General features: G+C 64.1%; 10 protein-coding genes. 6 read left to right on the forward strand and 4 right to left on the reverse strand.

Annotation, left to right across the window (positions count from 1 at the left end; genetic code table 11):
• Positions 1 to 63: 63 nt before the first annotated feature.
• The 3 genes from L981_RS26610 to fdnG are packed head-to-tail and all read right to left on the reverse strand — an operon-like array spanning position 64 to position 4,822.
• A complete protein-coding gene (locus L981_RS26610) occupies positions 64 to 753 on the reverse strand; it encodes a formate dehydrogenase subunit gamma (RefSeq protein WP_043623496.1) in 690 nt (229 codons plus the stop codon).
• Positions 753 to 1,739, reverse strand: coding sequence for a formate dehydrogenase subunit beta (gene fdxH / locus L981_RS26615; protein ID WP_043623499.1), 987 nt, complete (start codon positions 1,737 to 1,739; stop codon positions 753 to 755). The genes L981_RS26610 and fdxH overlap by 1 nt, the downstream gene beginning before the upstream one ends.
• On the reverse strand, positions 1,736 to 4,822 hold the full coding sequence (gene fdnG / locus L981_RS26620) for a formate dehydrogenase-N subunit alpha (RefSeq protein ID WP_082006166.1): 3,087 nt from the start codon (positions 4,820 to 4,822) through the stop codon (positions 1,736 to 1,738). The genes fdxH and fdnG overlap by 4 nt, the downstream gene beginning before the upstream one ends.
• A gap of 195 nt (positions 4,823 to 5,017) precedes the next feature.
• Here fdnG and selD point away from each other — a divergent pair, with 195 nt between their 5' ends.
• On the forward strand, positions 5,018 to 6,064 hold the full coding sequence (gene selD, locus L981_RS26630) for a selenide, water dikinase SelD (protein ID WP_245281725.1): 1,047 nt from the start codon (positions 5,018 to 5,020) through the stop codon (positions 6,062 to 6,064).
• 177 nt (positions 6,065 to 6,241) lie between these two features.
• Here selD and L981_RS26635 read toward each other — a convergent pair whose 3' ends face one another.
• Positions 6,242 to 7,936, reverse strand: coding sequence for an amidohydrolase (locus tag L981_RS26635; RefSeq protein WP_052202030.1), 1,695 nt, complete (start codon positions 7,934 to 7,936; stop codon positions 6,242 to 6,244).
• Positions 7,937 to 8,357: 421 nt separating this feature from the next.
• Between L981_RS26635 and L981_RS26640 the strand changes: the two genes are divergently transcribed.
• The 5 genes from L981_RS26640 (at position 8,358) to L981_RS26660 (ending at position 14,002) form a co-directional block, all read left to right on the forward strand.
• On the forward strand, positions 8,358 to 9,602 hold the full coding sequence (locus L981_RS26640) for an acyl-CoA dehydrogenase family protein (RefSeq protein ID WP_043623505.1): 1,245 nt from the start codon (positions 8,358 to 8,360) through the stop codon (positions 9,600 to 9,602).
• A gap of 38 nt (positions 9,603 to 9,640) precedes the next feature.
• Complete coding sequence (locus L981_RS26645; protein ID WP_043623508.1) at positions 9,641 to 10,393, forward strand: electron transfer flavoprotein subunit beta/FixA family protein; 753 nt, start codon at positions 9,641 to 9,643, stop codon at positions 10,391 to 10,393.
• Positions 10,390 to 11,331, forward strand: coding sequence for an electron transfer flavoprotein subunit alpha/FixB family protein (locus L981_RS26650; RefSeq protein WP_043623511.1), 942 nt, complete (start codon positions 10,390 to 10,392; stop codon positions 11,329 to 11,331). Before L981_RS26645 ends, L981_RS26650 begins: the two co-directional genes overlap by 4 nt.
• 40 nt (positions 11,332 to 11,371) lie before the next feature.
• Positions 11,372 to 12,388, forward strand: a complete 1,017-nt coding sequence (locus tag L981_RS26655) for an AraC family transcriptional regulator (RefSeq protein ID WP_043623514.1) — start codon at positions 11,372 to 11,374, stop codon at positions 12,386 to 12,388.
• Positions 12,389 to 12,499: 111 nt separating this feature from the next.
• Positions 12,500 to 14,002: an aldehyde dehydrogenase gene (locus tag L981_RS26660; RefSeq protein ID WP_052202031.1), complete on the forward strand. Its 1,503-nt coding sequence runs from the start codon at positions 12,500 to 12,502 to the stop codon at positions 14,000 to 14,002.
• The last annotated feature ends 218 nt before the right edge of the window (positions 14,003 to 14,220 follow it).

The following is a 14,220-nucleotide window of genomic DNA, read 5'->3' on the forward strand; positions in this document are numbered from 1 at the left end:
GCATTCACGGTGCTACAGCGACCGTTGCGCGCCCGACAGGACGCGCGGCGCTGTAGGAGACGTTCACTTTGACGGGTCGGAGCCCTGACGTCCAGCCAGTTCGCGCAGCCATTTGCGATGATGGCGAAAGGCCCAGCCTCCGGTGACGGTGCCGCGGGTCATCGCCCGGATCGTGCCGCGCGTCCAGATCGCCGCATAGACATGGACAATGAAGATCAGGATCGTGAAGAGCGCCGCCAGCGCATGCACGGCGACGGCGATGCGGCGAACGGGGATGGAAACGAGGTCGGGGAAATACTGCTCCCAGATCATGATCCCGGTCGTCACAAGCACGACGATCAGGCCGGACATGCCCCAGAAAACCATCTTCTGACCGGCATTGTACTTGCCGAGTTCAGGCAGGCTTTCTTCGTTGCCCTGGAGAAGGTCGCCGAACTTGCGGCTCCATTCCACATCCTCGCGCCGCGGCAGATTGAGCTTCCACATCTGCGCAAACAGAAGGAGGAAGCTTGCGACGAGGACAAGTCCGACGATCGGATGCAGCCACCGCGTCGTCTGGCCGCCGCCGAAAAGGCCGGTCAGGAAAAACAACGACGGGTGGAAGAAGGAAAGGCCGGAGATCAGAAGCACGATCATGCAGGCGGCGGTGACCCAATGGTTGAGACGGGTATAGCCGCGATAGCGATTGACGGTGACCGGGTGCTTCGTCTCGATCCGGTCGCCGGGGGCCGAATAGATGCGTTTGTCAGCCATCACGCCTCCCTGCCGCCTTGCGGACGGTTGCGGTCCTCGACGAGTTGTTCGGCCTCGCCTTCCTCGTGGGCGGTCACCTCGTTCGGACGGGCGAAGATGCCGTGCAGAACGGCACCGGCGGCTGCAAGCCCGGCAACGGCGAGGCCGACGGTCTTCGCCGGCCCCTTCCAGCCGCGCACCACCGGCGAAATCTGCGGATCTTCCGGCAGCCCGGAATAGAGCGACGGCTGATCGGCATGATGCAGCACATACATCACATGCGTGCCGCCGACGCCCTGCGGATCGTAGAGGCCGGCATGGTCGTAGCCGCGTGACTTCAGGTCCTCGACGCGCTCGTTGGCAAGCGTGACCATGTCGTCCTTCGTCCCGAAGGTGATCGCCTTGGTCGGACAGGCCTTGGCACAGGCCGGTCCCTGGCCGACCGCGACGCGGTCCGAGCAGAGGGTGCATTTCTTCGATACATGCGCGGTTTTGGAGATGCGCGGAATGTTGAAGGGACAGCCGGCGATGCAATAGCCGCAGCCGATGCAGTTGTCGGAGATGAAATCGACGATGCCGTTGGAATATTGCACGATCGCACCCGGCGCCGGGCAGGCCTTGAGACAGCCGGGATCGGCGCAGTGCATGCAGCCGTCCTTGCGGATCAGCCATTCGAACTCGTTGGTAACGGGGTTTTCGTATTCGGTGAACCGCATCAGCGTGAACATATCCGCCGTCAGGTCATGCGGGTTCTCGTAGACGCCGACATTTTCCTCCAGGTCCGGATGGGTGTCGTTCCATTCGATGCAGGCGGACTGGCAGGCCTTGCAGCCGATGCATTTCGACACGTCGATCAACTTGGCGACCGGGGTCAGCTGTCGTTCGGGTATCGGCACGTTGCTCGTTGCCGAAACCTTGATGACATCGCTCGGCAACAGGTTCGACGCCAGCGGCTGCAGCGGCGGGTTGGCGGCGGCCGTTACCGGCTCCGGTGCGCGTTCGCTCATGCCGAGGCTCCTTCTTCCGCCGCGGGTTCGATATTGACCAGGAAGGCCTTGAACTCCGGCGTGTCGATATTGGCGTCGCCGACGAAGGGGGTAAGGCTGTTCGGGCCGAAGCCCTTGCGGGCCGCACCCATGAAGCCCCAATGCAAGGGAATGCCGACCACATGGACCGGCTTGCCGTTGCAGATCAGCGGGCGAATACGCTTCGTTACCACCGCCTTCGCCCAGACCTCGCCGCGCGCGCTCCACACGCGCACCCGCCCGCCCTTGGTGATGCCGCGCTCGGCCGCCAGTTCCTCGCTGATTTCCACGAAGAACTCCGGTTGCAGCACGGCGTTGACGCGGCTGTGCTTGGTCCAGAAGTGGAAGTGCTCGGTGAGGCGGTAGGACGTGGCAACGAAGGGGAAGTCGGTGCTCGTGCCCAGCTGTTGCAGGTCGCCTGGGAAGATGCGCGCGACGGGATTGCCGCGAAGCTTGGCGTTGAACGGATTTTCGACCGGGCTTTCGAACGGCTCCATATGCGTGGGGAAGGGGCCGTCCCGCATCAGTTTGCGCGCAAAGAGACGGGCGGTTCCCTCGGCCGTCATGATGAACGGCATCACGGTCTCCGGCTTTGCCGTCACCGCGATGTCGGGCACGTCGAAGCCGGCCCAACGCTCGCCGTTCCATTCGATCAGTTTGCGCGCCGGATCCCAGGGCTTGCCCTCTAGGTCGCAGGAGGCACGATTGTAGAGGATGCGTCGATTGGCCGGCCAGGCGAAGGTCCATTTGAGGAAAGTGCCGACATCGCCCGGATCGCTGTTGTCGCGCCGGGCCATCATGTTGCCTTCCTCCGTCCAGGAGCCGGTATATATCCAGCAGCCCGACATGGTGGAGCCGTCGTCACGCATCACGCCGAAGTTGGGCAAAAGCTTGCCGGCCTCGACCAGCACCTTCGTCGGATCGGTCGGATCGTAGAGCGTTTGCAGCGCCCGTCCGTTCATCTCCTGGGCAAGTTCGGCCGGTTCCGGCTCGTACGGGTCCTTGTAGTCCCAGGCGAGGTTCAGGATCGGCTCGGGACAGACCCCGCCTTCCTTGCGGTAGAGTTCACGCACCCGCAGGAAGATGTTGGCCATGATCCAGGTGTCGTGCTTGGCGTCGCCCGGTGGTGTCGCGCCCGGCCAGTGCCATTGCAGCCAGCGGCCCGAATTGACGGTGGCGCCTTCGTCCTCGGCAAAGCAGGTCGCCGGAAGTTGCAAGACCTCCGTCATGATCTTGGCGGAATCCACCTGGTTGTAGATGCCGTGGTTTTCCCAGAAATGCGCCGTCTCGGTCTGCAGCGGGTCGATGGTCACGAGCAGTTTCAGCTTCGACAGACCCTCGGTCAGCTTTGCCCTGTTGGGGAAGGACAGAAGCGGATTGAAGCCCTGGCAGAAGTAGAGGTTCACTTCGCCGCGGCTCATCATGTCGAACATCCGGAGGATGTCGTAGTAGGGCACATCGAGCTTCGGCAGCCAGTCGAAGCCCCAGTCGTTCTCCTTCGTGGCAGCGCTGCCCCACATGGCCTTCAGGAAGCTGACCATGAATTTGGGCGTGTTCTGCCAGTAGCTCGTCTGGCCGGGAACGAGCGGCTTGTTGCCGCGCGTCGACATGTAGGTCGTGTAGTCCGTCTCCTTTTCGGTCGCCAGGTTCATGTAGCCCGGCAGGGAATTGGAAAGCAGGCCTATGTCGGTCAGGCCCTGGATATTGGAGTGGCCGCGAAGCGCGTTCACCCCGCCACCCGGCAGGCCGACATTGCCGAGGATCAGCTGCAGCATCGCCATTCCGCGGATGTTCTGGGCGCCTTTCGAATGCTGCGTCCAGCCGAGCGCGTAGAGCGAGGTCATCACCTTGTCGCGGGCAGACGTCGCGCCGATCATCTCCAGGATCTTCAGGTAGCGATCCTTGGGCGTGCCGCAGATGTTTTCGACAAACTCCGGCGTGTAGGCTGCGACATGCTGCTTCAGGAGGTTCCAGACGCAGCGCGGGTCTGACAGGGTCGGATCGGTTTTCACCGTGCCGTCCTCGTTCAGCTGGTATTCCCAAGCGGTGCGGTCGTAGTCGCGTTTCTCCTCGTCGTAGCCGTTGAAGAGGCCATCGACCCAGCCGAACTCGGGGTTCACCAGGTAGGTGGCGTTGGTGTAGTTCTTCACATAGTCCCACTGCACCTTGTCGTTCTCGATACAGTAGCGGATCGCGCCCATCAGGAAGGCGATGTCGGAGCCTGGGCGGATCGGGGCGTAGACGTCAGCGACCGAGGCGGTGCGGTTGAAGCGCGGGTCGACGACGATCAGCCGGGCACCGCGATGGTGCTTGGCTTCCGTTACCCATTTGAAGCCGCAGGGATGTGCTTCCGCCGCGTTGCCACCCATGACGATGACGAGGTCGGTGTTCTTGATGTCGGTCCAGGCGTTCGTCATTGCGCCGCGGCCAAATGTTGGAGCCAAACTGGCTACCGTGGGGCCGTGTCAGACGCGTGCCTGGTTGTCGAAGCCGACGACTCCCATGGAACGGACGGTCTTGTAGGTCAGCCATCCCGTCTCGTTGGTGCCGCCCGAGGCCGCCAGGAAGCCCATCGTCGTCCAGCGGTTGACGGTGACGCCGGCCGCGTTCTTCTCGATGAAGTTCTTGTCGCGGTCGTCCTTGATCGCGCGGGCGATCTTGTCGAAGGCATCTTCCCAGGAGATATCCTGCCAGGTGTCGGCGCCTGGAGCGCGGTGACGCGGCTTCGTGGCGCGGGTCTCGGACTTCACGAAGTCCTTGAGCGCCGCGCCCTTGGGACAGAGCGTTCCGCGGTTGGTCGGATGATCGGCATCCCCCTCGATATGGATGAGTTCCGCCTTCTCGCCGGCGGAAAGGTCACCCTTCGAATACATCAGGATGCCGCAGGCGACCGAACAGTAGGTGCAGACATTGCGGGTCTCGGTGGTGCTTGCAAGTTTGAAGGCACGCACATGGGCGGCTGTTGCGGCCTCGGCCGCTCCGAAGCCCATGGCCCCGATCGTGGTGGCCGCGGCTCCTGCGCCAGCAAGCTTCAGGAAACTGCGGCGAGAAAGATCGATGTTCATTGGAGGTCCTCTTCCATGCGTATCGGTCTTGAAACGAATGGTCGAGCCTCAGAGCCGGCGTGTCAAGGCCGATTTGATCGGCTTTTGTCACGAAAAGTCATGGCCTTGCCGGAAATGATCGGTCATGATCGCGTCCGTGGTCGGCAAGGCCGCCATCGATACCATTGCATCGAGGGAGTTCTGATCGTGAGCAGCCTGCCCGCCTCCTCCGAGCCTCGCCTGACCTCGCTTGCCCATGGCGGCGGCTGCGGCTGCAAGATCGCGCCGGGTGTGCTCCAGGAAATCTTGCGGGGGCGCGTCCAGCTGCCGGTGCCGCCGGAGCTGCTGGTCGGCATCGAGACGTCCGACGATGCGGCTGTCTACCGCCTCAACGATCACCAGGCGGTGGTCGCCACCACCGACTTCTTCATGCCTGTTGTCGACGATCCCCACGATTTCGGCAGGATCGCCGCGACCAATGCGATCAGCGATGTCTACGCCATGGGTGGCACGCCGATCTTTGCGTTGGCGCTCGTCGGCATGCCGGTCAACGTGCTGTCGACCGAAACCATCGGCGCCATCCTCGACGGCGGCGCGGCGGCCTGCCGGGCGGCCGGCATTCCGATCGCCGGCGGCCATACGATCGATTCCGTTGAGCCGATCTACGGTCTCGTCGCGATCGGCCTCGTCGATCCTGCGCATCTGAAACGCAACAGCGGCGCCCTTGCCGGCGACGTGCTCATCCTCGGCAAACCGCTCGGCGTCGGCATCTTTTCCGCGGCGCTGAAAAAGGGCGCGCTCGATGAGGCCGGCTACGCCCGCATGCTCGAAAGCACCACCCGCCTCAACGCGGCCGGGCCCGATCTCGCGCGGCTTTCCGGCGTCCATGCCATGACCGACGTGACGGGCTTTGGCCTTGCCGGCCACGCGCTCGAAATGGCGCGTGGATCGAACTGCCAGGTCCGGATCGACTGGTCCGCCGTTCCCCTTCTGGAGGGTGCTTTTGATCTCGCTGCCGCCGGTTTCGTCACCGGCGCCTCCGGGCGGAACTGGGCAAGCTACGGGAAGGACGTGACCTTTGTGCGCGAGATGGGCGCGATCGACAAGGCGCTGCTTTGCGATCCGCAGACGAGCGGCGGCTTGCTCGTCGCCTGTGACCGGTCCTCCGCGCAGGACGTGCTCGGCCTCTTCGGCAAGCACGGCTTCGGCGCAGCGGTGATCGGGGAAACGGTGGCCGGCCCGGCGGGGCTGGTGGTCGCTTAGGCTCTGGGTCTCACCCGGCGACAGTCGAGTCTGGCCGCCTCTGCCTGGCCCAATACCTCGCGTCGAACAGAGTGGCTGCAACGCCTTTCGCCGGGACGCGTTACTCCCGGCGATGATCGCTATGTTGCGGCCGGGTTGCTTTGACCGCAGGCCATGATGGTGCCCCTTTGTCCCCCGCTATTGCCCGGCGGACCGGAGGGCGCGGGCATCGTAGACGACCTTGCCGCCAAGCAGGGTCAATACCGATCGGATGGTATCGATCTCGTCGACCGGCATCGTCATGTAAGGCTTGTCGAGCACGGCGAGATCGGCGAGCTTGCCTTCGGAAAGCGTGCCGCGATCCTTTTCGGCAAAGCCGATCCATGCGGCATTGCGGGTGTAAAGCCTGAGCGCCTCTTCGCGCGTCAGCAACTGGTCGCTCGCCTTCTGCACAGTGCCCCCCAGCGAACGCCCCGTCAGGTGGTACTCTATCGCCTGCCAGACGCCGGCGACGCCGATGCGCGTGGAGTCGGTGCCGCCTGCCACCAGCAGCCCCTTGTCGATGGCAAGGCGTGTCGGCGGCGAAAGGGCCGCGATATCGGCGCCGTTGGCGTCGGCGATCGCCGCTCCCTCGAAATAGGGTCCCATCTGGACGGTGTAGGCGAGGCCCATCTTCCGCATCCGGTCGAGGGTCCGCTCCGATCCGGTGTTGAGGTGGGCGATCGACCACCGGAGGTCGTTGAGCGGATGCGTCTTGTGCACCTCCTCGAAGACGTCGAGGATCGCGCTCGCGGCATCATCGGTATAGGCGTGGATCTCGACGGGGATGCGCCGTTCCGCAGCAAACTGTGCGACTTTCAGGAGTTCGTCGCGGGCCTCCCTGGGCGGCGCAAAGCCCGGCCCCATCTGCACGCCGTCGTTCATCGCAAAGACCAGGGATTCGCCAAGGCCGAGGAAGCTCAGCGTGCCGTCGTCGTGGACGGCGGGACGGAACGACATGATCTCGCGGAACCATTCGGCTTCCTTGCCGGGGTGGGCCGCCGGAATGCGGTAGCCGGCCCTCAGCGTCAGGTCGCCTTCGTCGCGAAGCGCAAAGAACGGTTCGTAGCCGGCCGCCGGCCCTGCGGAGGGGTCGATGAAGCCGGTAACCCCGACCGCATTAAGATGCGAGAAGAACAGCTTGAGGTTCGTCTTGCGCTCTTCCTTCCCAATCGCGCTGAGCTGTCCGAAGAACACGTTGAACGAGCCGATGTTGCCGAAGAGCTTGCCCGTCGCACGGTTTTCTCCGTTGCGCTCGATCCTGACGCCGGGCGGCAGTTTCGGTTCGGCGCTGTCGAGCGCGAGCAACTCGATCCCCTTGGTGTTCACGAGCGCGTAGTCATAAAGATATTGCACATAGGCCGGGGTGTCCGGCAGGGCCTTGTCGAGGTCGGCAAGCTCGGGCGGACGGCGCTCGGCGAACTGGTCCGGATGCCAGGAGCCGACGACCGCGACCCACTGGTCCCTGGCGCGATCACGCGCCGCAGTCTTCAAGGCTTCGAGCGCACTCGCAAGGCTCGTTTCGTCATGCCAGTAGGTCTCGAAAGGATAGGTCTGGCCGCCGCGGATCGCGTGGATATGCGTGTCGACGAGACCGGGAATGACCGTGCGGCCGCCAAGGTCGAGCACCTCGGTGTCAGGCTGCGCCAGCTTTGCGATGTCTTCGTCGCTGCCGACCGCCACGATGCGGCCATTGGCAATGGCAAGCGCTTCCGCCGCCGGCCTGGCCTCGTCCATGGTGACGATCGTGCCGTTTCTGAGTACGAGGTCGGGGCGATCGTTTGCCAGGGACGGTTGCGTGAAAACGGCAAGCTGCGCCGCGGCGAGGCAGAAGGTCGAAAACCGGCGGATCAAGGCACTCTCCTCAACTGGATCGGTGAAACCAAACTGGCGGAGGGTGCGGGTGGTTCGCGTTGCTTTCTCCGGCAGCTGCGGCGTCGGGTGGTGGCCGAGCCGTCTTCGCCACGCCTGAGAGAGCGGGCTGAAAAAAGATACGGACGCTACAAACCGGCGGTAGGTACCGAATTCGAGCCACAGTGTCTTAAAAATAGGACAAGGATTTCGGCGCGTGCCGATTGAGACTGCGATGGCATGGGGAGCCGTTGAGGCAAAGGCCGACGCTCAATTGCTTCCCATGGCGCGCAGAAAGTCCACGTCGAATTGGACGATAGTCCACCAAAAGAGCACACTCGAACCTCATCTCCACGGGAACGGCAAGCTACTAATCGGTCGGCAGGATGAGGAACCCGCCAGATCAGAACCAAGGGAGCGAGAAATGATCCACGCCGATGACGGCTCACTGTCCCAGGAACAGCGAATGATGCGCGACAGCTGCCGCGCCTTCGTCGACGACGCGGTGACGCCTTTCATTCGATCGAACTGGCAGCGCGAATGGGACATGAGCCCGGGCGAGCGGCTGCCGCGCTCGATCCTTGAGGGTGCCGAAACGATCGGCGTCCGCACGCTCGGCGTGCCGGAAGCCTATGGCGGCGTCGACCTGGAGCGCGAGACGGAGGTCAGGACCTTCGCGCTGATCTCCGAAGAAATCGCTCGCGGCGACTCCGGCCTTGCCGACAAGCTGGTGCAGAACTGGAAGGTCTCGATCCTCCTGCGCGAATTCGCGCCGAAGCACCTGCAGGACAAGTGGTTCCCGCGTCTTCTGGCGGACCCGCAGTTCCTGCTGGCCCATTGCCTGACCGAGCCGCGCGGCGCTTCCGATCGCTGGCTGCCCTACAATGTGCCCGAGGCGGCGATGCACACGAAGGCCGTGCTCAAGGACGGGCACTGGGTGATCAACGGCCGCAAGCAGTTCATCTCGAACGGCTTCGATGCGAGCCTCTATGTCGTCTATGCCAATACGGACTCCTCCGTTGGCATGCTGCAGGGAACTTCGAGTTTCCTCGTGCCCCGCGACACGCCCGGCCTGACGGTGACGAAGTGCAACGAGACCATGGGCTGCCGTTTCATGAACAACGGCGAACTGGTGTTCGAGGACTGCCGGGTGCCGGCCGATCACCTTCTCGTCCAGAACACCGCCCTTGGCAGCGCCGGGCAGTATTTCCGGGCCGGCAAGATCATCCAGGCGGCCAAGAACCTCGGCGTCGGCGTCGCCTGCTTCGAGCGCACGGCCGACTATGTCCAGAACTACGTTCAGGGTGGGCGTATTCTCATCAAGCACCAGGCCGTGGCCCTGCGGCTTGCCGACATGGCGACGCGGATCGAGGCGGTGCGCGCCCTGATCGAGCGGGCGTCGAGGGCCGTCGACGAGGGCCATCCGGACATGGATGTTCTCTGCAACATGGCCAAGGTCTACGCCTCGGAAGAGATCATGAAGGTCGCGACCCACGCGCTGGAACTGCATGGCGGCAACGGCGCGATGCTGGAGTTCGGCATCGAGAAGCTGTTCCGCGACGCGGCGATCTTCCTGCACATGGACGCGACCGTCGATGTCAGCCGGATGAAGATTATCAAGACCATGTTCCCGGCGACCGCCGGCAAATACGCGGGCCCTGAGAACTAGGGCCTGCCGGAGGGAATGGCGGGCTCGGGAGGACGAAGATGAAGATACTGGTCGCGATAAAGCGCGTTGCCGATCCGAACGTGAAGGTGAGGCTACGGTCCGATGGCAGCGGTCTCGACCTCGCCGCGGTCAAGATGACGATGAACCCGTTCGACGAGATCGCGGTCGAAGAGGCGGTCCGCCTCAAGGAGGCGGGCATCGCCTCCGAGGTGGTCGTCGTTTCTGTCGGCCCCGAAAAGGCGACGGAGACATTGCGCACCGCACTGGCGATGGGGGCCGATCGCGGCCTCCTCGTCAGGACGGAGGAGACGACCGAGCCGCTGGCGGTTGCCAAGGTGCTCAGCGCCGTCGCCGGCGAAGAACAGCCGGCCTTGATCCTTCTTGGCAAACAGGCCGTCGACGACGATTGCAACCAGACCGGACAGATGCTGGCGGCCAAACTCGGTTGGCCGCAGGCGACCTTTGCCTCGCAGCTCACCGTCGACGGCGACCGCGCCACCATCATTCGCGAGATCGATGGCGGATCGCAGACGATTGCGCTTGCGCTACCGGCGATCGTCACGGCGGATCTGCGCCTCAACGAACCGCGCTATGCGTCGCTACCGAACATCATGAAGGCCAAGAAGAAGCCGCTGGAGGAAAAGTTACCTTCAGACTACGGCCTGGTCATCGAGGAGCGCCTGGAGGTCGTCCGTCTCGAAGAGCCGCCGACACGGGCCGCCGGCATCAAGGTGAAATCGGTGGCGGAGCTTGTCGAACGACTGAAAACGGAAGCGGGAGTGCTGGCATGAGCGTGCTTGTCTTGGCCGAACACGGCAATGCGCAACTGGACGAGGCAACGGCAAGGGCGGTCAGCGCCGCCCTTTGCCTCGGCAACGACATCGACGTGCTCGTCGCGGGTAAAGGGTGTCACGACGTGGGGCCGGCTGCAGCCCATCTCGGCGGCATCTCCAGGGTGCTGGTCGCGGAGGGGGAAAGCCTTGCCAACCAGCTTGCCGAGCCGCTTGCCGACCTGATCGTCGCCTTGTCGGGAGACTACGATGCCATCGTCGCGGCATCCACCTCGACCGGCAAGAACGTGATGCCGCGCGTCGCGGCGCTGCTCGACGTCATGCAGATCTCGGACGTGATCGCGATCGACGGCCCCGACCTGTTTCGCCGTCCGATCTATGCCGGCAACATCGTGCAGACCGTGCGCTCGAAAGACCCGAAACGCGTCCTCACGATCCGGGCGTCGGCATTCCGAGCCGTGGGTCAGGGAGAGGCGAGGCCGATCGAGACCGTTGACGTTACCCCAGGCGCCTCCCGGTCGACGTTTGTCGCCAATGCTGTCGCAGTTTCGGAGCGGCCGGAGCTGACCTCGGCGCGCATCGTCGTGTCCGGCGGGCGTGGCATGGGCTCGGCCGACAATTTCGAGACGGTGCTTGCGCCGCTCGCCGACACGCTGGGTGCCGCATTGGGCGCGAGCCGCGCGGCCGTTGACGCCGGCTATGTGTCGAACGACCTTCAGGTCGGTCAGACCGGCAAGATCGTCGCGCCCGAACTCTATATCGCCTGCGGCATTTCCGGCGCGATCCAGCATCTGGCGGGGATGAAGGATTCGAAGGTGATCGTCGCGATCAACAAGGACGCGGAGGCGCCGATCTTCCAGGTGGCCGATTACGGTCTCGTCGCCGATCTCTTCGAGGCCGTTCCCGAATTGAAGGTTACGCTCGCAAGCGCGACTTGAAGCAAGCGGCGTTGGCACTGAGGCAAACGGGGAGGACGGGATGGCAAGGATAGACGGGCAGCTGGGCGATGATCCGGATCAGGACGTGGACGACACCTTGTCGGCGCCCTTTCGTTCCTACGCGCTCGAACGGGCCGACGCGCCCCGTTTCCATATTCGCCTCGTCGAAAAGACCCAGAGGCTCTATCCGGCCCACAAGCACGACTATTTCCAGATCGTCTATTTCATGAGCGAGGGGCCGACGGCGCGCGTCGGCCTCAAATCCTACAAGCCGCAGCCGGGCTCGGTCTATTTTATCGCACCGATGACGCCGCATCAGATGCGGTTCAGCAGCGCGTCGCGGTCCGTCGTCATCTACTTCGATCTCGACTTCCTGCGGCCGGGCATCACGCGCCCCTATCCGATACAGGAACTGGTGCGCATCGCGCCTGAACTCACGCCGTTTGCCTGGCAGGGGCATATCGACTTCAACCTCGACGAAGCCCAGGCGGCGCGGGTCGAGGAGGCCTGCCGGGAGATGATCCTGGAACATGCCGAGGACCGGATCTGCACCGGGGAGATCATTCGCGCCGAACTGACGCTGATGCTCGGCAGGATTTGCCGGGCCTATGAGGATCGTTTCGACGAGTTGTCGCCGGTGCTGCCGGCGATCGGCCGGGACAGCGGACACATGCGCCGGATCTCCGATTTCATCGCCGAGAACTACCTGCGCTCGCCGACGCTCGATCAGGCGGCCGCCTATGCCAGGCTTTCCCGCAGCCGCCTCTGCGCGCTGTTGCGACAGCATACGGGCACCAGCTTCAACGCGCTCATCCGTGAGATGCGCATCGATGACGCGCGCGAACGCCTGGTGCTGACCGACGAGCCGATCGGCCAGATCGCCTTTGCCGTCGGCTACAACGACGAAAAGTATTTCCTGCGGGCGTTCCGAAAGTCGGTCGGAATGACGCCGACGGCCTATCGGGCGAAACGGCTGAGCGACCTCGCCGTACCCGCGACGACGCGGCGCGGCCTCGCCGCACAGGCTCCGGGCCTGATGCCAAGGAGCAGGAGCTAGGCGGATCACACGACACCAGCCGGACAACGGGATTGTCCGAAGGACAGAGGAAAGCTTGACCGGGATGCGGTCCGGCATATGCGGTTTGATTGCAACACGGGAGGAGTAGCAATGCTTAGGAATGTCGAGGATCAGGCGCGGGCGCCGCTCAGGATGTCCGGCTTGTTCGTGGGCGGGGAATTTCTGGACGATGGCAGCGCCACCACGTTCAGTGTCGAGGAGCCGGCAACCGGCGCGACGATCGCGCATGTGACCAATGCTTCGGTGGCCGACGTCGACCAGGCCGTCAGAAGTGCGCGCGGCGCCTTCCAGGCCTGGCGCGACCGCTCCCCGCGCGAGCGCGGCCAGATCCTGCGGGAGGTCGCCGCCCATATCCGCAAGCACGTGGACGAACTGGCCGAGATCGAGGCGCGCGAAGTGGGCAAGCCACGTCGCGATGCGCTCCGCTTCGACGTGTCGTTCTGCCATGCCTGCTTCGACTATTTCGGCGGTCTCGCCGATACGATCCACGGAGAGATCCTCGACCAAGGGCCGATCGAGGCGCGCATCAACTACGAGCCCTACGGCGTGGTGGCCGCGATCCTGCCTTTCAACTGGCCGCCGATCCACTTCTCCAAGAAGTGCGCGCCGGCACTTGCTGCCGGCAACACCGTCGTCATCAAGCCGGGCGAGCAGGCGCCCTTGACCGTACTGCGCCTCGTCGAACTCGCCAACGAGATCCTGCCGCCGGGCGTTCTCAACGCGGTCGCCGGCATGGCCTCCGGCCCGGCACTTGCCGCCCATCCGCTGGTCGAGCGCATCACCTTCACCGGGTCGACGATGACGGGCCGGCGCGTGCTGCAGTCGGCCGCGCAGAACCTCACCTATGCCACGATGGAACTGGGTGGGAAGAACGCGCTGATCGTGCTGCCCGATGCCGATCTCGACGTCGCGATCAACGTCGCGCTCGAAGGCATGTTCTACAATCAGGGCGAAGCCTGCACATCGACGTCACGCATCCTCGTGCACGATAGAATCCATGACGAGTTCCTGGAGCGGTTCGCACGGGCGACCGAGAAACTGGTCGTCGGCGACGGGCTTGATCCGGCGACCGATATCGGCGCCATGGTCGATGCGAAACACCGCGACAAGGTTCTCGGCTATCTCGATATCGCGCTGAAGGAGGGAGCCCGCCTGGTCACCCAGGGCAAGCTGCCGACCGACGAGCGCTTGAAGGACGGCTACTGGGTCGCGCCGACGGTTCTGGCCGACGTCACGCCCGACATGACCCCGGCGCGCGAGGAGATGTTCGGTCCGATTGCCAGCATCATGCGGTTTTCGACCGAGGAAGAGGCGATCCGCATCGCCAATGACAGCGAATACGGCCTGACGGCGGCGATCTGCACGACCGACGAGGCGCATGCCGGCAAGATCGCCGCCAAGCTCGAAGCGGGCATGATCTTCATCAACAACTACATGCGCCGCGCCTTCCTCGGCTCGCCCTTCGGCGGTCAGAAGGGAAGCGGCTTCGGCCGGGAAAATGCCGCGGAAACGCTGCGCGAATTCACGCGTTCGAAGAACGTCCGGTTTCCGTCGGGCCGGGGCACCATCCCGACCTGGCCACCGAAGGACTGAGTTCGCCCCGAACCAGATCCATTGAACAAAACATCCAGCACGGTGACGCCCGTCTGCGGCGCGTCACCGTGCGAGCTCCGACCGGTCCCAGTTAAGGGTAGGCGTCGCGTTCCGCGTGGCGCGTCCGCTCTGTACGGCCGGCAATTGATAGGCGGGTTGCATGCAGATGGTTGAACGCGAGAGCATGGAGTTCGACGTTGTGATCGTGGGTGCGGGAC

This window comes from Ensifer sp. ZNC0028, from assembly GCF_000799055.1.
Classification (GTDB): Bacteria; Pseudomonadota; Alphaproteobacteria; order Rhizobiales; family Rhizobiaceae; genus Ensifer.